26 protein-coding genes and 2 pseudogenes are annotated in these 25197 nt (G+C 70.6%); 18 read left to right on the top strand and 10 right to left on the bottom strand.

The window, feature by feature from the left end:
• The first annotated feature begins 100 nt into the window (after positions 1 to 100).
• From BN1555_RS21505 to BN1555_RS21515, 3 genes are read left to right on the top strand one after another with little or no spacing between them, the layout of a single operon-like run.
• A complete protein-coding gene (locus tag BN1555_RS21505; protein WP_093800908.1) occupies positions 101 to 460 on the top strand; it encodes a histidine triad nucleotide-binding protein in 360 nt (119 codons plus the stop codon).
• Positions 461 to 470: 10 nt separating this feature from the next.
• Complete coding sequence (locus BN1555_RS21510; RefSeq protein ID WP_093800909.1) at positions 471 to 1379, top strand: ribonuclease Z; 909 nt, start codon at positions 471 to 473, stop codon at positions 1377 to 1379.
• Between the two features lie 23 nt (positions 1380 to 1402).
• Positions 1403 to 2395 carry an adenosine deaminase gene (locus tag BN1555_RS21515; protein WP_093800910.1) on the top strand — a complete coding sequence of 331 codons (993 nt, stop codon included), beginning with the start codon at positions 1403 to 1405 and terminating at the stop codon, positions 2393 to 2395.
• 98 nt (positions 2396 to 2493) lie between these two features.
• Here the strand turns inward: BN1555_RS21515 and BN1555_RS21520 are convergent, their stop codons facing one another.
• A complete protein-coding gene (locus BN1555_RS21520; RefSeq protein ID WP_093800911.1) occupies positions 2494 to 3141 on the bottom strand; it encodes an RDD family protein in 648 nt (215 codons plus the stop codon).
• Between the two features lie 291 nt (positions 3142 to 3432).
• On the opposite strand from BN1555_RS21520, the gene BN1555_RS21525 reads away from it, so the two are divergent.
• The 8 genes and pseudogenes from BN1555_RS21525 to era all read left to right on the top strand — a co-directional run bounded on the left by BN1555_RS21525 (position 3433) and on the right by era (position 9631).
• Complete coding sequence (locus BN1555_RS21525; protein WP_093803544.1) at positions 3433 to 4569, top strand: carbohydrate kinase family protein; 1137 nt, start codon at positions 3433 to 3435, stop codon at positions 4567 to 4569.
• A 120-nt stretch (positions 4570 to 4689) separates the two neighbouring features.
• A complete protein-coding gene (locus tag BN1555_RS21530; RefSeq protein ID WP_093800912.1) occupies positions 4690 to 5697 on the top strand; it encodes a PhoH family protein in 1008 nt (335 codons plus the stop codon).
• A gap of 27 nt (positions 5698 to 5724) precedes the next feature.
• Entirely contained in the window at positions 5725 to 6222 is a 498-nt protein-coding gene (ybeY, locus tag BN1555_RS21535; RefSeq protein ID WP_093800913.1) for an rRNA maturation RNase YbeY, read from the top strand.
• Positions 6219 to 7505 (top strand): hemolysin family protein, encoded by a 1287-nt coding sequence (locus BN1555_RS21540; RefSeq protein WP_093800914.1) that lies wholly within the window; start codon positions 6219 to 6221, stop codon positions 7503 to 7505. The genes ybeY and BN1555_RS21540 overlap by 4 nt, the downstream gene beginning before the upstream one ends.
• Positions 7502 to 7858, top strand: coding sequence for an MmcQ/YjbR family DNA-binding protein (locus tag BN1555_RS21545; RefSeq protein WP_093800915.1), 357 nt, complete (start codon positions 7502 to 7504; stop codon positions 7856 to 7858). The genes BN1555_RS21540 and BN1555_RS21545 overlap by 4 nt, the downstream gene beginning before the upstream one ends.
• Positions 7859 to 7919: 61 nt before the next feature.
• A pseudogene (locus BN1555_RS21550) lies at positions 7920 to 8093 on the top strand (XRE family transcriptional regulator); the annotation flags it as partial.
• A 27-nt stretch (positions 8094 to 8120) separates the two neighbouring features.
• Positions 8121 to 8483, top strand: coding sequence for a cytidine/deoxycytidylate deaminase family protein (locus BN1555_RS21555; RefSeq protein ID WP_093800916.1), 363 nt, complete (start codon positions 8121 to 8123; stop codon positions 8481 to 8483).
• A gap of 197 nt (positions 8484 to 8680) precedes the next feature.
• A complete protein-coding gene (gene era, locus BN1555_RS21560; protein WP_093800917.1) occupies positions 8681 to 9631 on the top strand; it encodes a GTPase Era in 951 nt (316 codons plus the stop codon).
• Positions 9632 to 9665: 34 nt separating this feature from the next.
• On the opposite strand, the pseudogene BN1555_RS40485 reads toward era, so the two are convergent.
• The 3 genes and pseudogenes from BN1555_RS40485 to BN1555_RS21575 all read right to left on the bottom strand — a co-directional run.
• Positions 9666 to 9865: pseudogene (locus tag BN1555_RS40485) on the bottom strand (DNA-binding protein); the annotation flags it as partial.
• A gap of 69 nt (positions 9866 to 9934) precedes the next feature.
• Positions 9935 to 10201: a protealysin inhibitor emfourin gene (locus BN1555_RS21570; RefSeq protein ID WP_093800918.1), complete on the bottom strand. Its 267-nt coding sequence runs from the start codon at positions 10199 to 10201 to the stop codon at positions 9935 to 9937.
• Between the two features lie 26 nt (positions 10202 to 10227).
• The gene (locus BN1555_RS21575) at positions 10228 to 11286 is read right to left on the bottom strand and encodes a M4 family metallopeptidase (protein WP_093800919.1); all 1059 of its coding nucleotides are present in this window, start codon (positions 11284 to 11286) and stop codon (positions 10228 to 10230) included.
• Between the two features lie 295 nt (positions 11287 to 11581).
• Between BN1555_RS21575 and leuA the strand changes: the two genes are divergently transcribed.
• Together leuA and BN1555_RS21585 are read left to right on the top strand one after the other, a co-directional pair.
• Positions 11582 to 13339, top strand: a complete 1758-nt coding sequence (leuA, locus tag BN1555_RS21580; RefSeq protein WP_093800920.1) for a 2-isopropylmalate synthase — start codon at positions 11582 to 11584, stop codon at positions 13337 to 13339.
• Between the two features lie 180 nt (positions 13340 to 13519).
• A complete protein-coding gene (locus BN1555_RS21585; RefSeq protein ID WP_255306116.1) occupies positions 13520 to 14215 on the top strand; it encodes a TerB family tellurite resistance protein in 696 nt (231 codons plus the stop codon).
• 417 nt (positions 14216 to 14632) lie between these two features.
• Here BN1555_RS21585 and BN1555_RS21590 read toward each other — a convergent pair whose 3' ends face one another.
• Positions 14633 to 16006, bottom strand: a complete 1374-nt coding sequence (locus BN1555_RS21590; RefSeq protein ID WP_093800921.1) for an FAD-dependent oxidoreductase — start codon at positions 16004 to 16006, stop codon at positions 14633 to 14635.
• Between the two features lie 293 nt (positions 16007 to 16299).
• Between BN1555_RS21590 and BN1555_RS40490 the strand changes: the two genes are divergently transcribed.
• From BN1555_RS40490 to BN1555_RS21605, 3 genes are all read left to right on the top strand, one after another.
• Positions 16300 to 16506, top strand: a complete 207-nt coding sequence (locus tag BN1555_RS40490; RefSeq protein WP_093800922.1) for a hypothetical protein — start codon at positions 16300 to 16302, stop codon at positions 16504 to 16506.
• 88 nt (positions 16507 to 16594) lie between these two features.
• Positions 16595 to 17341, top strand: coding sequence for a DNA repair protein RecO (gene recO, locus BN1555_RS21600; RefSeq protein ID WP_093800923.1), 747 nt, complete (start codon positions 16595 to 16597; stop codon positions 17339 to 17341).
• A 28-nt stretch (positions 17342 to 17369) separates the two neighbouring features.
• Positions 17370 to 18197, top strand: coding sequence for an isoprenyl transferase (locus tag BN1555_RS21605; protein WP_093800924.1), 828 nt, complete (start codon positions 17370 to 17372; stop codon positions 18195 to 18197).
• A 189-nt stretch (positions 18198 to 18386) separates the two neighbouring features.
• Here the strand turns inward: BN1555_RS21605 and BN1555_RS21610 are convergent, their stop codons facing one another.
• The 4 genes from BN1555_RS21610 to BN1555_RS21625 all read right to left on the bottom strand — a co-directional run bounded on the left by BN1555_RS21610 (position 18387) and on the right by BN1555_RS21625 (position 21624).
• Positions 18387 to 18806, bottom strand: a complete 420-nt coding sequence (locus BN1555_RS21610; RefSeq protein ID WP_093800925.1) for a Fur family transcriptional regulator — start codon at positions 18804 to 18806, stop codon at positions 18387 to 18389.
• A gap of 65 nt (positions 18807 to 18871) precedes the next feature.
• The gene (locus BN1555_RS21615; RefSeq protein ID WP_093800926.1) at positions 18872 to 19780 is read right to left on the bottom strand and encodes a metal ABC transporter permease; all 909 of its coding nucleotides are present in this window, start codon (positions 19778 to 19780) and stop codon (positions 18872 to 18874) included.
• A gap of 3 nt (positions 19781 to 19783) precedes the next feature.
• Positions 19784 to 20557: a metal ABC transporter ATP-binding protein gene (locus BN1555_RS21620; protein ID WP_093800927.1), complete on the bottom strand. Its 774-nt coding sequence runs from the start codon at positions 20555 to 20557 to the stop codon at positions 19784 to 19786.
• A gap of 62 nt (positions 20558 to 20619) precedes the next feature.
• Positions 20620 to 21624: a metal ABC transporter substrate-binding protein gene (locus tag BN1555_RS21625; RefSeq protein ID WP_093803546.1), complete on the bottom strand. Its 1005-nt coding sequence runs from the start codon at positions 21622 to 21624 to the stop codon at positions 20620 to 20622.
• Between the two features lie 154 nt (positions 21625 to 21778).
• On the opposite strand from BN1555_RS21625, the gene BN1555_RS21630 reads away from it, so the two are divergent.
• Positions 21779 to 23164 carry a glycine--tRNA ligase gene (locus BN1555_RS21630; protein ID WP_093800928.1) on the top strand — a complete coding sequence of 462 codons (1386 nt, stop codon included), beginning with the start codon at positions 21779 to 21781 and terminating at the stop codon, positions 23162 to 23164.
• Positions 23165 to 23396: 232 nt separating this feature from the next.
• Complete coding sequence (locus tag BN1555_RS21635) at positions 23397 to 23627, top strand: DUF6243 family protein (RefSeq protein WP_093800929.1); 231 nt, start codon at positions 23397 to 23399, stop codon at positions 23625 to 23627.
• Between the two features lie 79 nt (positions 23628 to 23706).
• Here BN1555_RS21635 and BN1555_RS21640 read toward each other — a convergent pair whose 3' ends face one another.
• Complete coding sequence (locus BN1555_RS21640; RefSeq protein ID WP_093800930.1) at positions 23707 to 25161, bottom strand: MFS transporter; 1455 nt, start codon at positions 25159 to 25161, stop codon at positions 23707 to 23709.
• Positions 25162 to 25197: the final 36 nt, after the last annotated feature.

A 25197-nucleotide genomic window follows, 5' to 3' on the forward strand; every position in this document is an offset into this window, starting at 1 on the left:
CCGTGGCCGCGGCGCGGGCGGATAGCATGCGGCCATACTCGATCACTACATCAGCACATCAGCACACGCTGATCCAGCCGTATCCGAGGAGGCCGGGACCATGACGGGACAACCGCAGGCGGACTGCCTGTTCTGCAAGATCGCCACAGGTGAGGTGCCCGCGACGGTCGTCCGTGAGACGGACACGACCGTCGCGTTCCGCGACATCAACCCCCAGGCCCCGACGCACGTCCTGGTCATCCCCAAGGCGCACCACCCGGACGCCGCCTCGCTGGCCGCCGCCGAGCCGCAGGTCCTCGCGGACGTGCTGGCCGAGGCCGGCAGGGTCGCCGAGGACGAGAAGGTCGACCGGACCGGCTACCGCGTCGTCTTCAACACCGGCTCGGGCGCGGGCCAGACCGTCTTCCACGCGCACGCCCATGTCCTCGGCGGACGCGGCCTCAACTGGCCTCCCGGGTAAGGCAGTTCCTGTGTCCGTACGAGAACTCGTGATCCTCGGCACCGCCAGCCAGGTCCCCACCCGGCACCGCAACCACAACGGTTACTTCCTGCGCTGGGACGGCGAGGGCATCCTCTTCGATCCCGGTGAGGGGACCCAGCGCCAGATGCTGCGGGCCGGCGTGGCCGCGCACGACATCAACCGGATCTGTGTCACCCACTTCCACGGCGACCACTCGCTCGGTCTCGCCGGGGTGATCCAGCGCATCAACCTCGACCGCGTCCCGCACCCCGTCACCGCGCACTACCCGGCGAGCGGGCAGCGCTTCTTCGACCGCCTGCGGTACGCCACGGCCTACCGCGAGACGGTGCGGCTGACCGAGGCGCCGGTCGCCGCCGACGGACCGGTGTCCACCGGCCCGTCGTACGTCCTCGACGCGTGCAGGCTCTCGCACCCCGTGGAGTCGTACGGCTACCGGCTCACCGAACCCGACGGGCGCCGCATGCTGCCCGGGCTGCTCGCCGAGCACGGCATCAAGGGCCCCGACGTCGGTCGCATCCAGCGCGAGGGGGAGCTCGGCGGTGTCACGCTCGACCAGGTCAGCGAGGTGCGGCGCGGGCAGCGTTTCGCGTTCGTCATGGACACCCGGCTCTGTGACGGGGTGTACGCCCTCGCCGAGGGCTGCGACATGCTCGTCATCGAGTCGACCTTCCTCGACGAGGACGAGCAGATGGCCGTCGAACACGGCCATCTGACCGTGGGCCAGGCGGCCCGGGCGGCGCGCGACGCCGGCGTGCGCCACCTCGTCCTCACCCACTTCTCGCAGCGCTACAGCGACCCCGAAGTCTTCGAACGCCAGGCCCGCGCGGCCGGTTTCGACGGTGAACTGACCGTCGCCGCCGACCTGCTGCGGGTCCCCCTGCCCAAGCGCCACCCGTGAACCCCTGAACGAGAAGACCCCCCATGCACCTCCCCAAGGCCGAACTCCACCTCCACATCGAAGGCACCCTCGAACCCGAGCTGGCCTTCGAGCTCGCCGCCCGCAACGGCGTGGAACTGCCCTACGCCACCACCGAGGAGCTCCGCCGCGCCTACCTCTTCGACGACCTCCAGTCCTTCCTCGACCTGTACTACGCGCTCATGGCCGTCCTGCGCACCGAGGACGACTTCGACCGGCTCGCCGACGCCTACCTGGCGCGGGCGGCAGGACAGGGCGTACGGCACGCGGAGATCTTCTTCGACCCGCAGGCGCACACCGCGCGCGGGGTGGAGATCGGCACGGTCGTCGGGGGCCTGGCCCGCGCCCTGGACAGGAGCGAGGAACGGCACGGGATCTCCACACAGCTGATCATGTGCTTCCTGCGCGACCAGTCCGCCGAGTCGGCGCTGGAGACCCTGGACGCCGCCAAGCCGTACCTGCACCGGATCGCGGCCGTCGGCCTGGACTCGGCGGAGGTCGGCAACCCGCCGTCGAAGTTCCGTGAGGTGTACGAGGCGGCCGCCGCGCTGGGGTTGCGCAAGGTCGCGCACGCGGGGGAGGAGGGCCCGCCGGCGTACGTCTGGGAGGCTCTGGACGTCCTCGGTGTCGAGCGCGTCGACCACGGGCTGCGCTCCATGGAGGACCCGGAGCTCGTCGAGCGGCTGGTGCGGGACCGGGTGCCGCTGACGCTGTGCCCGCTGTCCAACGTACGGCTGCGGGCCATCGACATCCTGGAGGAGCACCCGCTGAAGGAGATGATGGCGGCCGGACTGCTGGTCACCGTGAACTCCGACGACCCCGCCTACTTCGGGGGCTACGTCGGCGACACCTTCCACGCGGTGCACGAGGCGCTCGGTCTCGGCCAGGAGCAGTTGCGCGAGATCGCCCGCAACTCCTTCCTGGCGGCCTTCCTCGACCACGACGAGGAGCGCAGGGCGGCGTACCTCGCCGAGGTCGACGCGTACGTCTTCCCGTAAGGGGCGGGGCCGGACGGCCCGGAGGGCGTGATCCCCGCCTCGGCGGGGGTCACGCCCTCCGGACGCGGAACGGCGCGGGAGCGGCGGGCGCGGTGCGCTCAGCCCCTGCCCACCTGGATGACGACGGTGCTGCACACCTTGTCGGCGAAGGTCTGCTTCTTGTCGTCCCACAGCGGCCACAGCCAGCCCAGGTAGCACGCGATGCTGTCCAGGAAGTGGGCCAGCTTGCGGACGAAGGCCATGCCGAAGCCGAGGGGGACGCCGTCCCTCTCCCGGCGGAGGCTGATCCCGAGGGCCTTCTTGCCGATGGTCTGGCCGGTCCTGCCCTCCTTGTAGAGCTGGAAGATGCCCATTGCGAAGGCGTACAGCATGCCGATGAGGCCGAAGACACCCGGGCTGGACGGGTCCTGGCTGCCGGCGAGGTCGATGAAGCCCAGCGCGTACATCGGACCGACGATGATCAGCATGTCGAGCAGGTAGGCGCCGACCCGCTGTCCCCAGTTGGCCAGCGGAGGCATGCCGGCTCCCGGCATGCCCGGCATGCCGGCCGGCGGGTAGGCCCCGTAGGGAGACTGCTGCGGGTACCCGTACTGCGGAGGCATGCCCTGCGGCGGTACGCCCTGCGGGGCCTGCTGCGGGTGGCCGTAGCCGCCGGCGGGCTGGCCCTGCTGCGGGTAGCCGTAGCCGGCGGGCTGGCCCTGCGGCGGCTGCTGTGCGTAGGGGTTGTTGGGGTCGCCAAAGCTCACGGCGAGATACCTCCGGGGTGTTCCAGGAGCCGGGCGATACGGACAAACGGCGCGGTCCGCAGCCGGCAGAGAGTTGATCAGCGGCCCCATACTTTCCGAGCGGGGGCGGGAAGTCGAACCGCGCCCGGCGGACCGCCTCGGGCGGGACCGGAGGCCACGGGGAACGGACGGCGTCCGTGCCGCTCCGCCGGCCGTGGGGAAGCGCCGTCGCACGACCGCGGGCCCCGTGGGCGCGTATCGGGCACACTGGCCTGAATCCGCACCACACCACGGGAGCACAGGGTGAGCACGGTGAGAAAGCACGCGGCGACGACCGACCACACCGGGCAGCAGGAGGGGGCCACGCACCTCGATCCGCTGGACGGACTCCGTGCCCCCGACGGCCCCCGCTGCGACGTGTTCCTCACCGGCACGGTCTTCCTCGACATCATCTTCACCGGCCTCGACAGCGCTCCCGTGCGCGGCACCGAGTCCTGGGCGCGCGGCATGGGCTCCAGCCCCGGCGGCGTCGCCAACATGGCCACCGCGCTGGCCCGGCTCGGCCTGCACACGTCGCTGGCCGCCGCCTTCGGCGACGACCACTACGGGGAGTACTGCTGGGACGCGCTCGCCGACGGCGAGGGCATCGACCTGGACATGTCCCGGACCGTGCCCGGCTGGCACTCACCGGTCACCGTCTCCATGGCGTACGAGGGCGAGCGGACCATGGTGTCCCACGGCCACGAGGCCCCGCCGCCCGCCGAACCCGGCCCCTTCCCCGACTGCCCGCCCCGTGCGCGGGCCGCCGTCGCCGCCCTCACCCCCGGCCGCACCGAGGAGTGGATCGCCTCGGCCGCCCGCCGCGGCGCCAAGATCTTCGCCGACGTGGGCTGGGACGAGACGGGCCGCTGGGACCTGGCGGGCCTCACCGACCTGGAGCACTGCGAGGCGTTCCTGCCCAACGCCGAGGAGGCGATGCGCTACACCCGCACCGGCTGCCCGCGCGCCGCCGCCCGCGCCCTGGCCGACAAGGTGCCGGTCGCGGTGGTCACGCTGGGCGCGGAGGGCGCGTACGCCGTGGACGGCTCGACCGGGGAGACCGCCGAGGTCCCCGCCATCGACGTCGAGGCGCTCGATCCGACCGGAGCCGGTGACGTCTTCGTCGCCGGATTCGTCACCGGTACGCTCGCGGGCTGGCCGCTCGCCGACCGCCTGGCCTTCGCCGGGCTGACCGCCGCCCTGTCGGTGCAGGAGTTCGGCGGGTCGCTGTCGGCGCCCGGCTGGTCGGAGGTCGCGGGCTGGTGGGAGCGGGTGCAGGCGCTCGACGGGCAGAACCCCCAGGCACTGCGCCGCTACGCCTTCCTGGACGAACTGCTGCCGGCCGCGGCGGCCCGCGTGTGGCCCCTGCGCAGGGCGGTCCCGACGATCGGCTTCCGCAGGACGGCGTGAGCTGCCACGCCGAAAAACTCTCGGCCTTGTCGGTGCACCGACGTACGCTTGATGTTCCAGAGGTTGTCGATCGGCGAGAACCCTGCAACAGGAGGTATGCGCAGGCCATAGTGCCGGCCCATGACTCAGACACCCACACAGCCACAGGCCCGCGCCCAGTTCACCGTCCCGGACAGGCACCCCATGGTGATGGTTCTGGGTTCCAGCGATTCCCTGTTGCGCGTGATCGAGAAGGCGTTCCCCGGCGTGGACATCCACGTCAGGGGGAACGAGGTCAGCACGACCGGTGACGCGACGGAGGTCGCCCTGGTCCAGCGTTTGCTGGCCGAGATGATGCTGGTGCTCCGCACCGGACAGCCGATGACGGAGGACTCAGTGGAACGATCGATCGCCATGCTCAGAGCGGCGGACGGCGTCGGGGAAGCGGTCACCGAGACCCCGGCCGAGGTGCTCACCCAGAACATCCTCTCCAGCCGCGGCCGCACCATCCGCCCCAAGACGCTCAACCAGAAGCGGTACGTCGACGCCATCGACAAGCACACGGTCGTCTTCGGCATCGGCCCCGCCGGTACGGGCAAGACCTACCTCGCCATGGCCAAGGCGGTCCAGGCCCTGCAGTCCAAGCAGGTCAACCGGATCATCCTGACCAGGCCCGCCGTCGAGGCGGGCGAGCGGCTCGGCTTCCTGCCCGGCACGCTCTACGAGAAGATCGACCCCTACCTGCGCCCGCTCTACGACGCCCTGCACGACATGATCGACCCCGACTCGATCCCGCGCCTGATGGCGGCGGGCACGATCGAGGTCGCCCCACTGGCGTACATGCGGGGTCGGACCCTCAACGACGCGTTCATCATCCTCGACGAGGCGCAGAACACCAGCGCCGAGCAGATGAAGATGTTCCTGACGAGGCTCGGCTTCGACTCGAAGATCGTCATCACGGGCGACATCACCCAGGTCGACCTGCCCGGCGGGACCAAGAGCGGTCTGCGTCAGGTGCAGGGCATCCTGGAGGGCCTCGACGACGTGCACTTCTCCCGCCTCACGTCGCAGGACGTGGTCCGGCACAAGCTGGTCGGCCGTATCGTCGACGCGTACGAGAAGTACGACGACAGCCAAAAAGGGCTGTGACGGACGAGCAGGGGTAGAACCAGCACCATGTCGATCGATGTCAACAACGAGTCCGGAACCGAGGTCGACGAGCAGGCGATCCTCGACATCGCCCGCTACGCACTCGCCCGGATGCGGATCCACCCGCTCTCCGAGCTCTCGGTGATCGTCGTGGACACGGCCGCCATGGAGCAGCTCCACATCCAGTGGATGGATCTGCCGGGCCCGACCGATGTCATGTCCTTCCCGATGGACGAACTGCGTCCGCCGTCCAAGGACGACGAGGAGCCCCCGCAGGGGCTCCTCGGTGACATCGTGCTCTGTCCCGAGGTCGCCAAGAAGCAGGGCGAGGACGCCGAGACGCAGCACTCCATGGACGAGGAGCTCCAGCTCCTCACCGTCCACGGAGTGCTGCACCTGCTCGGCTACGACCACGAGGAGCCGGACGAGAAGGCCGAGATGTTCGGCCTCCAGGCGGCGATCGTGGACGGCTGGCGGTCGGAGAAGGGCCTGACCGGCCCGTCCCCCGCGCCGACCGTTTCATGACCGCGCAGCTGATCACGGGCGCGGTCCTCCTCGTCGTGGTCGCCTGGCTGGCGGCCTGCGCCGAGGCCGGCATCGCCCGTGTCTCCACCTTCCGGGCCGCCGAGGCCGTACGGTCGGGCCGGCGCGGCGGCGCCCGGCTGGCGCAGGTCGCCTCCGACCCGACCCGCTACCTGAACGTGGCCCTGCTGATGCGGGTGGCCTGCGAGATGGCCGCCGGGGTCCTCGTCACGTACGCCTGCCTGCGGGAGTTCGACGAGACCTGGGAGGCGCTCACCGTCGCCATCGTGGTGATGGTCCTCGTCTCGTACGTCGCCGTGGGCGTCTCCCCGCGCACCATCGGCCGCCAGCACCCCATGAACACGGCGACCGCCTCCGCGTACGTCCTGCTCCCGCTGGCCCGGATCATGGGGCCGGTCCCGCAGCTGCTGATCCTCATCGGCAACGCGCTCACCCCCGGCAAGGGCTTCCGCAAGGGCCCCTTCGCCAGCGAGGCCGAGCTGCGCGCGATGGTCGACCTGGCCGAGCAGGAGTCCCTGATCGAGGACGACGAGCGCCGCATGGTGCACTCCGTCTTCGAGCTCGGCGACACGCTCGTGCGCGAGGTCATGGTCCCCAGGACCGACCTGGTCTCCATCGAGCGCTTCAAGACGATCCGCCAGGCCCTCACCCTCGCCCTGCGCTCCGGTTTCTCCCGCATACCGGTGACCGGCGAGAACGAGGACGACATCGTCGGCATCGTCTACCTCAAGGACCTGGTCAGGAAGACCCACATCAACCGCGACTCCGAGTCCGAGCTGGTCTCCACCGCGATGCGTCCCGCCGTCTTCGTCCCCGACACGAAGAACGCGGGCGACCTGCTGCGCGAGATGCAGCAGGAGCGCAACCACGTCGCCGTCGTCATCGACGAGTACGGCGGCACGGCCGGCATCGTCACCATCGAGGACATCCTCGAGGAGATCGTCGGCGAGATCACCGACGAGTACGACCGCGAACTGCCGCCCGTCGAGGAGCTGGACGACGGCTGCTACCGGGTGACCGCCCGGCTCGACATCGGCGACCTCGGCGAGCTCTTCGGCTTCGACGAGTTCGACGACGAGGACGTGGAGACGGTCGGCGGGCTGCTCGCCAAGGCGCTCGGCCGGGTGCCGATCGCGGGCGCGTCCGTGACGGTGGACCTGCCCGACGGGCGCGCGCTGCGCCTGACCGCCGAGTCCCCGGCCGGCCGTCGCAACAAGATCGTCACAGTGCTGGTGGAGCCGGAGGAGAAGAAGGAGGCGGCATGACGCCGCAGGAGCTCAGGGCGTTCTGTCTGGACTTCGACGGGGCGGCCGAGGAATTTCCCTTCGGCCCCGAGATCTCCGTCTTCAAGGTCCTCGGGAAGCTCTTCGCGCTCGGCGCGCTGGACGCCGAACCGCTCACGGTCAATCTCAAGTGCGACCCGGAGATCGCCCTGAGGCTCCGCGAGGAGCACGAGGAGATCGTCCCCGGGTGGCACATGAACAAGCGCCACTGGAACACGGTCACCGTCGACGGGAAGCTCCCGGACCGCATGGTCCGAGAGCTGATCGAGGACTCGTACGACCTGGTGGTGGCCGGCCTCCCGAAGGCGGAGCGCCTGCGGCTCGACCGGGCCTGAGCCCCTGCTTCCGCCTCCGCAGCCCCACACCCACCGCCACCGCCGCGACCAGCACGATGCGTACCCCGTCGTCGGCACGCTGGTCATGGAGGCGGCCCAGCTGCGGGTCCCGGCCCGCCCCGACCTGGCGATCGTGCTGCACACACCGCTCCCGGCGGCGGACACGGCGGCGAAACCGGAGTGGCTGGCCTCGCCGGAGGGGCGGCGCGGGTCGATGTACCCGGTCGCGGGATGACCGGGGTCCGCTCCCTATGCTCTGGGCATGACTGAGACCACTCCGAGCGCCGAGCTCGACGCCGAGGACCGCAAGATCATCACGCTGGCGCGGAGCGCGCGTGCCCGCAACGGGGTGCCGGAGGGGGCGGCCGTACGGGACGAGACGGGGCGCACGTACGTCGCCGGGACCGTCGAACTGGACTCCCTCAAGCTCAGCGCGCTGCGTACCGCGGTCGCGATGGCCGTCGCGAGCGGCGCGAAGTCGCTGGAGGCGGCGGCGGTCGTGACCGAAGCGGACACGGCTTCGGAGGAGGACCGGGCGGCGGTGCGGGACCTGGGCGGTTCCGGGACGCCGGTGCTGGTGGCGGGGCCGGACGGGGCGCTGCGGGGCAGCGTCACCGCGGGCTGACGACCGCGGACGCCCTTCGGGCGTGTCCTCGGACGCCGGAGCGGCTGGAGAATCCAGCCGCTCCGGCGTCCGAGGAGCGGAGCCCCCGCGCGGCGGAGCCGCGACACGGCACAGCGGGAAGGGGCGGGCAGGGGAAAAGCCCCGCAGGGCCGTTCCCCGGGCCGCACTGGTCGGCCTCGGGGCGTACATCGGGGAGAATGGCACGCATGAGCGCTCGCACCCTGTCTTCCGAGGCCCCCCACCGGGCCGGCTTCGCCTGCTTCGTCGGCCGCCCCAACGCGGGCAAGTCCACCCTGACGAACGCTCTGGTCGGCCAGAAAGTGGCCATCACCTCCAGCCGCCCGCAGACCACGCGTCACACCGTGCGCGGCATCGTGCACCGCCCTGACGCGCAGCTGATCCTGGTCGACACCCCGGGGCTCCACAAGCCGCGCACGCTGCTGGGCGAGCGGCTCAACGACGTCGTACGGACCACCTGGGCCGAGGTCGACGTGATCGGCTTCTGCCTGCCCGCCGACCAGAAGCTCGGCCCCGGCGACAAGTTCATCGCCAAGGAGCTCGCGGGCATCAGGAAGACGCCGAAGGTCGCGATCGTCACCAAGACCGACCTCGTCGACTCCAAGCAGCTCGCCGAGCAGCTCATCGCCATCGACCAGCTCTCCAAGGAGCTCGGCTTCGAGTGGCAGGAGATCGTCCCGGTCTCCGCCGTCGCCGGCAGCCAGGTCTCGCTCCTCGCCGACCTGCTGATCCCGCTGCTGCCCGAGAGCCCGCCGCTCTACCCCGAGGGCGACCTCACCGACGAGCCGGAGATGGTGATGGTCGCGGAGCTGATCCGCGAGGCCGCCCTCGAAGGCGTACGGGACGAACTGCCGCACTCCATCGCGGTCGTCGTCGAGGAGATGCTGCCGCGCGAGGACCGCCCGGCGGACAGGCCGCTGCTGGACATCCATGCGAACGTCTACATCGAGCGTCCCAGCCAGAAGGGCATCATCATCGGCCCCAAGGGCCAGCGCCTGAAGGACGTCGGGACGAAGTCGCGCAAGCAGATCGAGGCCCTGCTGGGCACCCCGGTCTTCCTGGACCTGCACGTGAAGGTCGCGAAGGACTGGCAGCGCGACCCGAAGCAGCTGCGCAAGCTGGGGTTCTGAGCCGGCGGGCGGCAGTCGTCGCCCCCCAGCTGCCGCAGAGCTTCGTCATGCCGTCGTGTCGTCGACATCGGACGTCGGTGTCGCGACCGGTCCCGGCTGCCTGAGGGCCGCCTCGGCGACGGTCGCGCCGACGGCGTACTCGTGGCCGTGCGGCCCGGCGTCCTCGAACGGCCGGGCCGCGGTCTTCGCGTGGGTGACTCCGACGACCGTGCCGGCGCTGATGACCAGGTCTGCCCGGCCGCGCCGCGTCGAATCGACGAGCGCGGTCGCCGTGCGGTCCTCGGCGTCCCGGCGTGCCGGGTTTCACGCGCCTTCTTCGAGGACCTGAGAGATGAGCCGGGTCTGCGCCTCCGTCAGCCGCGGGTCCGCGCAGTAGACGGTCCTCCCGTCGACCGTGATCTGGTAGCTGAACCCGTCCGGTACGCCGACGGGCGGCGTGCCCCGGCCTTCGGCGACCGCCGACTCGGCCAGGGCGTGCCACTCGCCGGCATCGGGCCGTTCCGAGGTGTCCACCTCCGCGTACCGCTCGATGCCGGCGAAGCCTCCCGTACGTCTTACCGCGATTCGCATGCTCTCCGTTCTAGTACGGATACGGCTCAGCCGGTAGGCACCCCGACCCGGGACCATGCTTTCAGCAGAGCCTCCCGCTCCTCACCGTCACCGAAACGGGCCTGCGCGGCGGCCGCGGTGGCGCGGGCGAAGCCGGTGAAGTCCACGTCGGCCTCCAGGTTCCCGGCGGTCAGGGTGTCGTACCAGATCTGCCCCGCCCGCTCCCACGCCTTGCCGCCGAGGGCGGTGGCGAGCAGGTAGAAGGCGTGGTTGGGGATGCCGGAGTTGATGTGGACGCCGCCGTTGTCCCGGGTGGTGCGGACGTAGTCGTCCATGGTCGCGGGCTGCGGGTCCTTGCCGAGCAGGTCGTCGTCGTACGCCGTGCCGGGCGCCTTCATGGAGCGCAGGGCCACTCCGTTGACCCGCTCGGTCAGCAGGCCCGCGCCGATCAGCCAGTCGGCCCGGTCGGCGCTCCGGTCGTCGACGTACTGCTTGACCAGGGAGCCGAAGACGTCGGACACGGACTCGTTGAGCGCGCCGGACTGGCCGAAGTACGTGAGGTTGGCCGTGTACTGCGTCACGCCGTGGGCCAGCTCGTGGGCGATGACGTCCACGGGGAGGGTGAAGTCGCGGAAGATCTCGTCACCGTCGCCGAAGACCATCTGCTCGCCGTCCCAGAAGGCGTTTCCGTAGTTCTCGCCGTAGTGGACGCTCGCGACGAGCGGCAGGCCGTTGCCGTCGACCGAATCGCGGCCGAACGCCTTCAGCAGCAGCTCGAAGGTCGCGCCGAGACCCGCGTACGCCCGGTTGACGGTCGCGTCCTGGTGGGGCTCGTCGCTCTCGCCGCGCGCTTTTCGGCCCGGCAGGTTCTGGAGGTGCTCCGCGTCGTGGACGGTGCGGTGGGGGGTGCGGGCGGCGGCGTCCCCGGGCGGGGCCGCCGACGCGGCGCCGAGCACCGGGGCGAACTGGCGGCGGGCGCGCTGCGCGGCGTCCGCTTCGAGGGTCCGCCGGGCGGGGCCCGCGAGCGCGGGGTCGTCGGCCCGGGCCAGCTTGTCGAGGACGTGGGGCGGCACGATGGTGCAGAAAACGGGATGCGTGGCTTTCATGACGGCAATGTGGCACTGCGTAACCCAAGCGTCTCCCCTTGTCACCATGATTGACGAAATCGAGTGAAGGATCACTCTCAACCCCTTATCGGTGACCGGTCCCGCATACTGATACAGGACCGGCGCTCCCGGCGCCCCTGGGCTAGGCTGCGGCACATCATGCGTTACGGGCTGCTCCTCCTTAGCTGCCGCGGCGAGGGTCTGTAGTTATAGGCCGACCCCCTCCCCGCGGAGTCTGGCGCTGCAGCGACACCGTCGGCCGTCCCCTCCGCAGGACACCGAGGAGCCCCACGCAATGAACGCCCCCGTTGGACGCCCCACGCCGATCACCAACGCGACGCAGTTGCAGAAGCCGTCCGGGATGCCGGTCCACAAGTACGGCGCGTACGAGGCCGTCGACATCCCCGACCGCACGTGGCCGGACCGGCGGATCACCAAAGCGCCCCGCTGGCTGTCCACCGACCTGCGCGACGGCAACCAGGCCCTGATCGACCCGATGTCCCCCGCCCGCAAGCGCGAGATGTTCGACCTGCTGGTGCGCATGGGCTACAAGGAGATCGAGGTCGGCTTCCCCTCGTCCGGCGAGACCGACTTCAACTTCGTACGCTCCATCATCGAAGAGGGCGCGATCCCCGAGGACGTGACGATCTCCGTCCTCACCCAGGCGCGCGAAGAGCTGATCGAGCGCACCGTGGAGTCGCTGGTCGGCGCCCGCCGCGCGACCGTGCACCTGTACAACGCCACCGCGCCGACCTTCCGCCGTGTCGTCTTCCGCGGCTCCAAGGAGCAGGTCAAGCAGATCGCCGTGGACGGCACGCGGCTGGTCATGGAGTACGCCGACAAGCTGCTGGGCCCGGAGACGGTCTTCGGCTACCAGTACAGCCCGGAGATCTTCACCGACACCGAGCTGGACTTCGCCCTGGAGGTCTGCGAGGCCGTCTGCGACGTGTGGCAGCCGGAGGAGGGCCGGGAGATCATCCTCAACCTGCCCGCCACCGTGGAGCGTTCGACCCCGTCCACGCACGCGGACCGCTTCGAGTGGATGTCCCGCAACCTGTCCCGGCGCGAGTACGTCTGCCTGTCCGTGCACCCGCACAACGACCGGGGCACCGCCGTCGCCGCCGCCGAGCTGGCGATCATGGCGGGCGCCGACCGCATCGAGGGCTGCCTGTTCGGGCAGGGCGAGCGCACCGGCAACGTCGACCTGGTCACCCTGGGCATGAACCTCTTCTCCCAGGGCGTCGACCCGCAGATCGACTTCTCGCAGATCGACGACATCCGCCGCACCAGCGAGTACTGCAACCAGATGGAGGTCCACCCGCGCCACCCCTACGCGGGCGACCTGGTCTACACCGCCTTCTCCGGTTCCCACCAGGACGCCATCAAGAAGGGCTTCGACGCGATGGAGGCGGAGGCGGCCGCCGCCGGCAAGACGGTCGACGAGATCGAGTGGGCCGTGCCGTACCTGCCGATCGACCCGAAGGACGTGGGGCGTTCGTACGAGGCGGTCATCCGGGTCAACTCGCAGTCCGGGAAGGGCGGTATCGCGTACGTCCTGAAGAACGACCACAAGCTGGACCTGCCGCGCCGCATGCAGATCGAGTTCTCCCGGATCATCCAGGCCAAGACGGACGCCGAGGGCGGCGAGGTCACGCCGAAGGCGATCTGGTCGGTCTTCCAGGACGAGTACCTGCCCAACCCGGAGAACGCGTGGGGCCGCGTCCAGCTGCGCTCCGGCCAGACCACCACCGACACGGACGGCCGGGACACGCTGACCGTCGAGGCGGTCGTGGACGGCGTCGACACCGTGCTGACCGGCACCGGCAACGGCCCGATCTCGGCCTTCTTCGAGGCGCTGGGCGCGGTCGGCGTGGACGCCAGGCTGCTGGACTACCAGGAGCACACGATGAGCGAGGGCGCGAGCGCCCAGGCCGCCTCGTACATCGAGTGCGCGATCGACGGCAAGGTGCTGTGGGGCATCGGCATCGACGCCAACACCACGCGCGCCTCGCTGAAGGCGGTCGTGTCGGCGGTGAACAGGGCCGCGCGCTAAGGGAGTTCCGGATCCCCGAATCCTCCGGGGGGCCGCTCCTGACCTCACGTTCTGCCCGGCCCCGCCCACCCGGACCGGTGGGCGGGGCCGTCACTTGTCGTGGCGGGGTACTGACGTGGCATCACTGATGTGGCTAACATCACGTCAAAGCGGCAGTGTTGCCGGATACGGAGGTGCGACGTGCTGCCAGTCCGAGGGCGGAAACAATACGTATGGGGCATTCGCACCGCTTGGAGCACCGTCGGCGACGGTGACTTCTTCTGCCCCGGCTGCGGCGGCGACCGCAACTACCGGCGCCGCACGGGCCGCAGGCGCCTCACCGTCCTCGGCGTCCCGCTGCTGCCGCGCGGCTACGAGGGCCCGGTCGTCGAATGTGCCGCCTGCCGCCACCACTTCAGCACCGACGCGCTCGGCCACCCCACCTCCGCCCGCCTCTCCGCGATGCTGCGCGACGCCGTCCACACCGTCGCCCTCGCCGTACTCACCGCGGGCGGCGCGTCCTCCCGCACGGCCAGGGTGACCGCCGTCGCCGCGGTGCGCGCGGCCGGCTTCGACGACTGCACCGAGGACCAGCTCACCACCCTCATCGACGCGCTCGCCGCCGACACCGGACGTCTTCCCGGGGCGTACGAGGGGACCGGCGAGCCCTGCGGCGCCGCGCTCGCCATCGAACTGCACGAGGCGCTCGGACCGCTGGCCCCGCACCTCGCGCCCGGTGGCCGCGAATCGATTCTGCTCCAGGGCGCCAGGATCGCCCTCGCCGACGGCCCGTACAGCCCGGCCGAGCACGAGGTGCTGACGATCGTGGGCGGTGCGCTGCTGATCCGCCCCGAGGACACGGTCCGGCTGCTCGCGACCGCCCGCACGCCGTCCTGAACCGTCCGCCGTTCACCGCTGCCCTGCCGCCCCCGGGGCGAGGCGGCCCGCGTACCGCCCCGGCGGCAGCGCTGTCCTCGTCCGGACGCGCGACGCATAGGCGCCATCCCGCGACGGGTCTGCCGGTGAGGGCCGGAGACCCGCCCGGGAGAGGAGGCCCGCGAAGGGGCCGGTACGCCACGTCCAGGGCCGGCGCGGCCAGGACCGGCCCGCTGGTACGCCGGCGAGGGGAGCGGGCCGTCCCCGGGCCGTGGTCGCGTTCCGGGCCGTCGCTGTCGCCGTCGCGGTGTCGCCGAGACGCTTGCCCTGAGCCCGCTCGCCGCGAAGACCCGCGTCGGCCGGATCGCGGGCAAGGCCGGGGCCCGGCCTCGGGCCCCGGCCCGTCGTCGCGTACGAGCCGGGCCGGGTCCGCCCGGCTCAGTCCTGAGCCGGGGCCTCGCTCGCCCGCAGCATCGCCTCGCGTTCGACGATCTTCACGCGCTCGCGTCCCTCGGCGGCGCCCAGCGCGCGCTCGGCGCTGTCGAGGTGGTGCCAGCCCTCCCACGTCGTGTACGCCACGCCCTTGGCCGCGAGGAAGTCCACCACGGCGTCCTCGGCGGGCGCGGCGGGCGCGGGCAGGCGGCCCGCGCCGTGATCCGCCAGCAGGTTGGCGACGGTCTCGTTGGCGTCGCCCTTGGTGTGGCCGATGAGGCCGACGGGACCGCGCTTGATCCACCCCGTGACGTACGTCGACGCAAGGTGCTCGCCCGCCTCGATGACGCGGCCGCCCTCGTGCGGGACGGTGCCGGTGGTGAAGTCGAAGGGCAGCTTGGGCAGCTCGTCGGAGAGGTACCCGACGGCCCGGTAGACGGCCTGCACGTCCCACGTCTGCGTCTCGCCGGTTCCGGTGACGTTGCCCGTGCCGTCGAGCCGCGTCCGCTCGGTGCGGAGTCCGACGACCCTGCCGTCCTCGCCGACGACCTCGACGGGCGACTCGAAGAAGTGCAGGAAGAGCTTGTGGGGACGGTCGCCGACGTCCCGGATCGCCCAGTTCTCCAGCGTCTTGGCGACCATGTCCGCCTGCTTGTTGCCGCGGCGGGTGGCGATGCTGCCCTCGTCGTAGTCGATGTCCTCGGGGTTGACGACGACTTCGATGGTGGGGGAGTGGTCGAGCTCGCGCAGCTCCATCGGGCTGAACTTCGCCTGCGCGGGGCCGCGCCGCCCGAAGACGTGGATCTCGCGCGCCCTGTTGGCGGCGAGGCCGTCGTAGACGTTCGGCGGGATCTCGGTGGGCAGCAGCTCGTCGGCGGTCTTCGCGAGGATGCGGGCCACGTCGAGCGCGACGTTGCCGACGCCGAGGACGGCCACCTTCTCGGCCTCCAGCGGCCAGGTGCGCGGGACGTCCGGGTGGCCGTCGTACCAGGAGACGAAGTCGGCTGCCCCGTAGGAGCCGTCGAGTCCGATGCCGGGGATGTCCATCGCCCGGTCGGCGCTCGCGCCGGTGGAGAAGATCACCGCGTCGTAGAACGCGCGGAGGTCGTCCAGGCCGATGTCGGACGGGTAGTCGACGTTGCCGAAGAGGCGTATCTGCGGCTTGTCGAGGACCTGGTGCAGGGCGGTGATGATGCCCTTGATGCGGGGGTGGTCGGGCGCGACGCCGTAACGGATCAGGCCGAAGGGCGCGGGCATCCGCTCGAAGAGGTCGATGGAAACACCGGGCTCGGAGGCCGCCTCGGATTTCAGCAGGGCGTCGGCGGCGTAGATCCCGGCGGGGCCGGCACCGACGATCGCTATCCGCAGGGGGCGGGGCATGAGGGTTCCCTTCGAGCGGCGACAACTGGACAACTGTCTCAAGCGTCACCCTAGGCAAGAAATTACCTGCTCAGGTACCTGACCCCCGCCTATGACCTCATAAGTCGCACTTATGACTTCTCATAGGCACCCTTGATGGTGCGGAGTGCCGCATGTGTTGGCCATGGGTTAACTCCCTTGTGGTGCCAGCGGGTTGCAGAGCATGTCGTCCTGCCGATTTCGGATGCGTGGCCTCAAGGTGGAGGGAGAAAAGGGAAAAGGGTAAGAAAGAGGCGTGCATGGTGTCAAAGGGAATGGAAGAAGGCGATTTCGTCATCGATACGCGTACCGGGCGCGTGGGATGCGTCGGGGGGAGCGGGGGGCCGCGTCTTCGGCTCCGGCCCGTCGGCGGCGGACGGGAATGGGACTGCTCTCCCGGCGACGTGCGCCCCGCCACCATCGCCGAGACGATGCGCGCCAAGGTCGCGGCGGCCAATGCCCTCAGCCGGCGTGGGCGGTGACCGGAGGAGAAGCAGGCCTGTGACATACGCCATGCGCTGCGGGGCCCGGCGAGGCGAGTGCGGTCGCGAGGTGGGCGAGAATGGACGTATGAGCCTGTTCCGCGACGACGGCATCGTGCTGCGCACCCAGAAGCTGGGCGAGGCGGACCGGATCATCACGCTGCTCACCCGCGGTCACGGCCGCGTACGCGCCGTCGCGCGCGGGGTCCGGCGGACCAAGTCGAAATTCGGGGCTCGACTGGAGCCCTTCTCGCACGTCGACGTGCAGTTCTTCTCGCGCGGCAGCGAGCTGGTCGGGCGCGGGCTGCCGCTGTGCACGCAGGGCGAGACCATCGCCCCGTACGGCGGCGGCATCGTCACGGACTACGGCCGCTACACCGCCGGTACGGCGATGCTGGAGACCGCGGAGCGGTTCACCGACCACGAGGGCGAGCCCGCCGTGCAGCAGTACCTGCTGCTCGTCGGCGCCCTGCGCACCCTCGCCCGCGGCGAGCACGCCCCCCACCTCATCCTGGACGCCTTCCTGCTGCGCTCGCTGGCCGTCAACGGCTACGCGCCCAGCTTCACCGACTGCGCGCGCTGCGGCCTCGACGGGCCGAACCGGTTCTTCTCGGTGGCGGCGGGCGGCGTCGTGTGCGGCGACTGCCGGGTGCCCGGAAGCGTCGTACCCTCGGCGGAGGCCGTCGGTCTGCTCAGCGCGCTGCTCACGGGGGACTGGGAGACCGCGGACAGCTGTGAGGCCCGGCACGTCAGGGAAGGCAGTGGGCTGGTGTCGGCCTATCTGCACTGGCACTTGGAACGCGGACTGCGTTCGCTGCGGTACGTGGAGAAGTAGAGAAGTGAATCGAGGGAGAGAAAAACTCATGGCGCGACGCGGGATTCTCGGCCGTAACCGGCGCGAATACAAGACGCCGGAACCGCACCCGTCCGGCGCGCGGCCGCCGAAGATCCCCGGCGAGCTGGTTCCGGAGCACGTGGCGATCGTCATGGACGGCAACGGCCGCTGGGCGAAGGAGCGCGGACTGCCGCGCACCGAGGGCCACAAGGTCGGCGAGGGCGTCGTGCTCGACGTGCTCAAGGGCTGCCTGGAGATGGGCGTCAAGAACCTCTCCCTGTACGCCTTCTCCACCGAGAACTGGAAGCGCTCGCCCGAGGAGGTGCGCTTCCTGATGAACTTCAACCGGGACGTCATCCGCCGCCGCCGGGACGAGATGGACGAGCTCGGCATCCGCATCCGGTGGACCGGCCGCATGCCGAAGATGTGGAAGTCCGTCGTCCAGGAGCTCCAGGTCGCCCAGGAGCAGACCAAGGACAACGACGCCATGACGCTGTACTTCTGCGTCAACTACGGCGGGCGCGCGGAGATCGCGGACGCGGCGCAGGCCGTCGCGCGCGACGTCGCGGCGGGCAGGCTCGACCCGTCGAAGGTCAACGAGAAGACCCTCGCGAAGTACATGTACTACCCGGACATGCCGGACGTCGACCTCTTCGTGCGCCCCAGCGGCGAGCAGCGCACGTCCAACTACCTGATCTGGCAGAGCGCGTACGCCGAGATGGTCTTCCAGGACGTCCTGTGGCCGGACTTCGACCGCCGCGACCTGTGGCGCGCCTGTGTCGAGTACGCCTCCCGCGACCGCCGCTTCGGCGGCGCCGTCCCGAACGAGGAGCAGCTCGCCGCGGGCAGCATGTAGGCGGCGGCGAGGGGCCGGCGGCCGGCCGAAGGGCCGCCGCCGGGATCCCGCCCCGCGGCTCACCGGGGGCGGGACGCCGACCGGGCCGCGGAGGCCGCCGAGGCGGTCTGCCGGCCGGTGCGCGGCGGCATTCCGGCGGGCGCCCGGCGTCCGGACGCGCGACGGCGTCCGGCGCCCCGCCCCGTGTCCCTACGCCGCGCCCGCGCACTCCACGCACGTGCCGAAGATCTCCACGGTGTGGGCCACGTTCACGTAGCCGTGCTGGGCGGCGATGGCCTCGGCCCACTTCTCCACCGCGGGGCCCTCGACCTCGACGGCCTTGCCGCACATCCGGCACACCAGGTGGTGGTGGTGCTCGCCGCTGGAGCAGCGCCGGTACACCGCCTCGCCCTCACTGGTGCGCAGCACGTCCACCTCGCCGGCGTCGGCGAGGGACTGAAGGGTGCGGTAGACCGTCGTCAGCCCGACCGAGTCGCCCCGGTGCTTGAGCATGTCGTGAAGCTCCTGCGCGCTGCGGAACTCGTTCACCTCGTCGAGCGCGGCCGCTACGGCGGCCCGCTGCCGGGTGGACCGGCCGCGCACCGGGGATGGGGTTCCCGCAGTCGTCACAGGTGCCTCCTCTGGTCGCCCGTACGTATGCCGGGCCATTCTGCCAGGTCGCTGCCGACCGCCGGTCAGACCTTGACGTCGTCAGTGGGGCGCCGGGTGTCCGGCAGACCGCCGGCCTCCACGCTACAGCCGCCCGCCGGTCCGGCCTCCGCCTCGCCCAGGGCCCGGCGCCTCGCCAGGGGAGCGGCCAGCGCGGTCAGTACGAAGAAGGCGGCGATGGCCAGCAGCACGATCGTCGCGCCCGGCGGCACTTCGTACTCGTACGAGGTCACCGTGCCGGCCAGCGTCACGACCGTGCCGATGACCACGGACAGGACGAACGTGACCTTGAACGACCGGGTGATCTGCTGGGCCGCCGCCACCGGCACCACCATCAGCGCGCTGACCAGCAGCAGTCCGACGACGCGCATGGCGACGGTGACCGTGACGGCCGCGGTGACCGCGATCAGCAGATTCAGGGCGCGCACCGGCAGACCGGTCACCCGCGCGAACTCCTCGTCCTGGCTGACCGCGAAGAGATGACGCCGCAGCCCGACCGTGACCAGCATCACAAAGGCGGCGAGCAGACAGATCGCCACGACGTCCGCGTCCGAGACCGTCGACAGCGAGCCGAAGAGGTACGAGGTGAGGTTGGAGTTGGAGCCGCCCGGCGCGAGGTTGATCAGCAGGACGCCGCCCGCCATGCCGCCGTAGAAGAGCATGGCCAGCGCCATGTCGCCGCGCATGCGCCCGTACCAGCGGATCAGTTCCATCGCGACGGCGCCGGCGACCGAGACGAGCGCCGCCATCCACACCGGGTTGGCGCTCAGCAGGAAGCCGAGGCCGACGCCGGTCATCGCGACATGGCCGATGCCGTCGCCCATCAGGGCCTGGCGGCGCTGCACGAGGTAGATGCCGACGGCGGGGGCGGTGATGCCGACGAGGACGGCTGCGAGCAGCGCCCGCTGCATGAAGGCCGTTTCGAGGATTTCCATCAGTCAGGTCAGCAGTCCTGTGCGGACGGGCTCGGAAGCCGCGTGCGGGTGTACGTGGTCGTGGCCGGGCAGCGCGTGCTGGCCCAGGGACTCCGGGGGCGGCCCGTCGTGCGTGACGCAGCCGTCGCGCAGGACCACCGCGCGGTCGATCAGCGGCTCCAGGGCGCCGAGCTCGTGCAGGACGAGCAGCACGGTCGTACCGGCCGCCACCTGCTCGCGCAGGGTCGTCGCGAGGATCTCCTGGCTGTTCAGGTCCACGCCCGCCATCGGCTCGTCCATGATCAGCAGTTCCGGCTCGGCGGCGAGGGCCCGCGCGATGAGCACGCGCTGGTGCTGGCCGCCGGAGAGGGCGTTCACGGAGTCCTTGGCGCGGTCCGCGAGCCCGACGAGCTCGATGGCGCGGTGCACGGCGGCGCGGTCGGCCTTCGAGGGCCAGCGCAGCTTCGCGCGGGAGAGGCGGCCGGAGGAGACGACCTCGTACACGGTCGCGGGAACGCCGCTCGCGGCCGTGGTGCGCTGCGGTACGTACCCGACGCGCGCCCAGTCGCGGAAGCGGCGCAGCGGCGTACCGAAGAGGTCGACGGTGCCGCCGGTGAGCGGCACCTGGCCGATCACGGAACGCACCGCCGTCGACTTGCCGGAGCCGTTGGCGCCGAGCAGGGAGACGACCTCACCGCGGTGCACGGTGAGATCGACGCCGCGCAGCACGGGACGTGAGCCGAGTGTGGCCGTGGCGCCGCGCAGGGATATGACGGGCTGCTCTGGCTCTGGCTTCATGGCTCTCGCCTCCGATGCTGCAGGTGATGCCGGGGTGCCGGGTTGTACGGGGGAGGCCTGCCTCACTTCGCGCCGAGGGCCTTCTCCAGCGCGGCGAGGTTGGACTCCATGACCTCGATGTAGTCAGCGCCCTTGGACTTGTCCGTGATTCCCTCCAGCGGGTCCAGGACGTCGGTCTTGAGGCCGGCGTCGCCCGCGAGGGTCCTGGCGGTCTTGTCGCTGGCGAGCGTCTCGAAGAAGACCGTGGTGACCTTGTCCTCCTCGGCGATCTTCTGGAGGTCCTTCATGCGGGACAGGCTGGGCTCGGAGTCGGGGTCGAGGCCGCTGATGCCTTCCTGCTTGAGGTCGTAACGCTCGGCGAGGTAGCCGAAGGCGGCGTGGGTGGTGATGAAGGTCCTGGTGTCGGTGTTCTTCAGACTGCTCTCGAACTTCGCGTGCAGGCCGTCGAGCTTGCCGACCAGGGCGTCGGTGTTCTTCTTGTACGCGGCGGCGTTGTCGGGGTCGGCCTTCTCCAGGGCCTTGCCGACGCCCTTGGCGACCTCGGAGTACTTCACGGGGTCCAGCCAGACGTGGGGGTCGCCGGCGGCGCCTGCGTGGTCGTGCCCGTCTTCGTCCGCGTGCTCGTCCGCGTGCTCGTCGGCGTGCTCTTCGCCCTCGTGCTCGTCGTGGCCGGCCTCGGTGCCGTGCTCTTCGAGGTGGGTGAGGCCGGCGGCGTCGACGGTGTTCTTCGCACCGGACTGCGCGACGGCCTCGTCGACGGCGGGCTGGAGGCCCTTGAGGTAGAGGACGAAGTCCGCTTCGCCGAGCCCGGCGGTCTGCTTCGGGCTGAGCTCCAGGTCGTGCGGCTCGACGCCGGGCTTCGTCAGGGTCGATACGGCGACGTGCTCGCCGCCTATCTCCTCGGCCAGGTACTGCAGGGGGTAGAACGACGCCACCACGTCGAGCTTGCCGTTGCCGTCCTTGTCGGCGGCGCCGGAGGAGGAGGAGCAGGCGCTGACGGCCATCAGGCCGAGTGCGACGGCTCCGGCGGTCGCGGCGGTGGGTATGAGGCGTCGTCGTACGTTCATGACACCCATTTTCAACAAAAGTGGAAACGATTGTCAATAATGCCGGATGTGATCCGGGTCCGGCCCCCTCAACAGGGATACCGATTTGATCCGGAGGGTGTGAGCGCCGGTAACCTGAATCATTCGCGTTCGTCGTCGTAATGAAGAGAGCACCGTGGCCGCCGACAAGATCGACACCATCGTCAGCCTGAGCAAGCGCCGTGGCTTCGTCTACCCGTGCAGTGAGATCTATGGCGGCTCCAAGGCCGCCTGGGACTACGGACCGCTGGGTGTCGAACTCAAGGAGAACATCAAGCGCCAGTGGTGGCGCTCCATGGTCATCGCGCGCGAGGACGTGGTCGGTCTCGACTCCTCCGTGATTCTGGCCCCCGAGGTCTGGGAGGCGTCCGGCCACGTCGCGACGTTCTCCGACCCGCTCACCGAGTGCACCGCCTGTCACAAGCGCCACCGCGCGGACCACCTGATCGAGGCGTACGAGGCCAAGCACAACGGCCGCGCCCCCGAGAACGGCCTGGCCGACATCAACTGCCCCAACTGCGGCACCAAGGGCCAGTTCACCGAGCCCAAGCAGTTCTCCGGCATGCTGGAGACGCACCTCGGCCCGACCCAGGACACCGGTTCGCGCGCCTACCTGCGTCCCGAGACCGCGCAGGGCATCTTCACCAACTTCGCCCAGGTCCAGCAGACTTCGCGCAAGAAGCCGCCGTTCGGCATCGCGCAGATGGGCAAGTCCTTCCGCAACGAGATCACGCCGGGCAACTTCATCTTCCGCACGCGCGAGTTCGAGCAGATGGAGATGGAGTTCTTCGTCAAGCCGGGCGAGGACGAGCAGTGGCAGGAATACTGGATGGAGCAGCGCTGGAGCTGGTACCGCGAGCTTGGTCTCCGTGAGGAGAACATGCGCTGGTTCGAGCACCCGGCGGAGAAGCTCTCCCACTATTCGAAGCGCACCGCCGACATCGAGTACCGCTTCAACTTCGGCGGCAGCGAGTTCTCCGAGCTGGAGGGTGTGGCCAACCGCACCGACTTCGACCTCAAGGCCCACTCCAAGGCCTCGGGCCAGGACCTGTCGTTCTTCGACCAGGAGGCCGGCGAGCGCTGGACCCCGTACGTCATCGAGCCGGCGGCCGGCGTGAACCGCGCCATGCTCGCCTTCATGCTCGACGCGTACATCGAGGACGAGGCCCCGAACGCCAAGGGCGTCATGGAGAAGCGCACCGTGATGCGCCTCGACCCGCGCCTGGCGCCGGTCAAGGTGGCCGTGCTGCCGCTGTCGCGCAACCCGCAGCTGTCGCCCAAGGCCAAGGGCCTGGCGACCGACCTGCGCAAGAACTGGAACATCGAGTTCGACGACGCGGGCGCCATCGGCCGCCGCTACCGCCGTCAGGACGAGATCGGTACGCCGTTCTGCGTGACCGTCGACTTCGACACCCTCGACGACAACGCGGTGACGGTGCGCGAGCGCGACACGATGAAGCAGGAGCGCGTCTCGCTGGACCAGATCCAGTCCTACCTGGGCGGCCGTCTCCTCGGCTGCTGACCCGGGCGTACGCGTACGTACGTCTCCGAGACCCCGGCTGCGCACGGCGGAGCCGGGGTCTTCGCGTCCCCCGACCGGGCCGGGCGGCGGGAAATCCGGTGACCGGCGGCGCCGGGGCCCGGTACTCTCACAAGCATGTTCTTCCAGATCTACGAGTGAGCGCGCGGCGGACCCCGTCCGCCCCCCACCAGACGAATCCGCAGATCACTTCTCATCACTTCGGGAGAACCCCGTGGCAAAGAGCCGCAACAACCTTCTCGGCGTAGGCGGGCAGCGCAAGAGGATGTCCCGCGCCGAACTCGCGGACAACGGCCCCACGCGCAACGCCGACCGCAGGACGGCCGCCGAGCAGAAGGAGGAGCTGCTGCGCAAGATGCGCGAGCGCACCACCGGGGAGGACGGCGACGAGGCGGCCGCGGAGGGCACTCAGGACGCTCAGGACGCCCAGGACGCCCAGAGCTGACCTGCTTTCCGGCACAGGCACACCAGTGGGCCCGGACCGCACACCGCGGCCCGGGCCCGCTGCCGCGTCCGGGCCGTCCTCAGCGCGCCGCGCCCGCCGGGACCCGACCGGCCTCGGCCCCCTCCAGCCGGGCCGCCGTCCGCCGCGCCGACCCCAGCGCCCACGGCCCGCTGGTCAGCGCCCCCACCAGCAGTACGCACAGTCCGCAGCCGGTGAGGATCCACCAGGCCGGCCTGCTCGCCGCCACGAAGGTGTCGTCGTACGACCGTCCGTGCACCCCGGCCGCCAGTACCGCGCCGATCACGGCGACGCCCAGCGTCTGGCCGACCTGCCTGCTGGTCGAGGCGACCGCGGCGGCGACGCCCGCCTGGGCACGCGGCATGCCGGACACGGCGGTGTTGGTGATCGGCGCGTTCACCATGCCGAAGCCCAGGCCGAAGAGGACGTAACCGGTGAACAGCAGGGGCGTGGACGTCTCGGCCTCGAAGACCGCGAACAGCACCCCGCTCGCCGCCATCGCGACCCCGGCCACCAGGAGCGGCAGCCGTGGTCCGCGGCTGCCGACGAGCCTTCCCGAGAGCGGTGCGCAGACGAACGTCAGCGCGGCCATGGGGAGCATGTAGAGGCCGGCGTGCAGAGCGGAGAACCCACGTACGTCCTGGAGGTACAGGGTGTTCATGAAGAGGAAGCCGCCGAGCGCGGCGAACGCGCACACGGCGATCACCGTCGCACCGCTGAACGGCGCACTCCGGAAGAACCGCAGGTCGACCAGTGGTTCCGCCCGCCGAGGTTCGTACACGAGGAGCCCCACGAGGGACAGCGCGGCCGTTCCCGCGAACGTCAGGATGAGCGGTGACGTCCAGCCCGCCAGGGGCGCCTCGATGATCGCGTACGTGAGCGACCCGAGCAGCGCGACGATCAGCAGCTGTCCGACGGGATCGGGGCGGCGCGCCTTCGGGGCGCGCGACTCGGGTACGTACCGGACGGTCAGCAGCAGCGCGGCGAGTCCGACCGGCAGATTGACCCAGAAGATCGCCCGCCAGCCGACCGAGTCCACCAGCAGTCCGCCGACCAGCGGGCCCGCGGCCATCGAGATGCCCACCACCCCGCCCCACACCCCGATCGCACGGGCCCGCTCGCGCGGTTCGGTGAAGGTGTTGGTGATGATCGACATCGCGACGGGGTTGAGCATCGAGCCGCCGACCGCCTGCACCATGCGGAAGGCGACGAGCGATTCGAGGTTCGGCGCGAGGGAGCAGAGCAGCGACCCGAGCGTGAAGAGCACGAGCCCGGCCTTGAAGACCTTGCGCCGCCCGATCCGGTCGGCGGTGGAGCCGGCGAGCATCAGCAGTGAGGCGAGGACGAGCGTGTACGCGTCGACCGTCCACTGCATTCCGGCGACTGACGCGCCCAGTTCCTTCCGCATGGAAGGGAGGGCGACATTGAGCGCGGTGTTGTCGAGGCTGACGATCAGCAGGCTCATGCAGCAGATCGCCAGCACCAGCGACCGCCGCCGGTGGCTGAGCTCGGGCATGAGTCGATAGTACGGCTCACTAACGACTCTCGTCGT

This window comes from Streptomyces sp. Wb2n-11 (assembly GCF_001049855.1).
Taxonomy (GTDB): Bacteria; Actinomycetota; Actinomycetes; order Streptomycetales; family Streptomycetaceae; genus Streptomyces; species Streptomyces altiplanensis.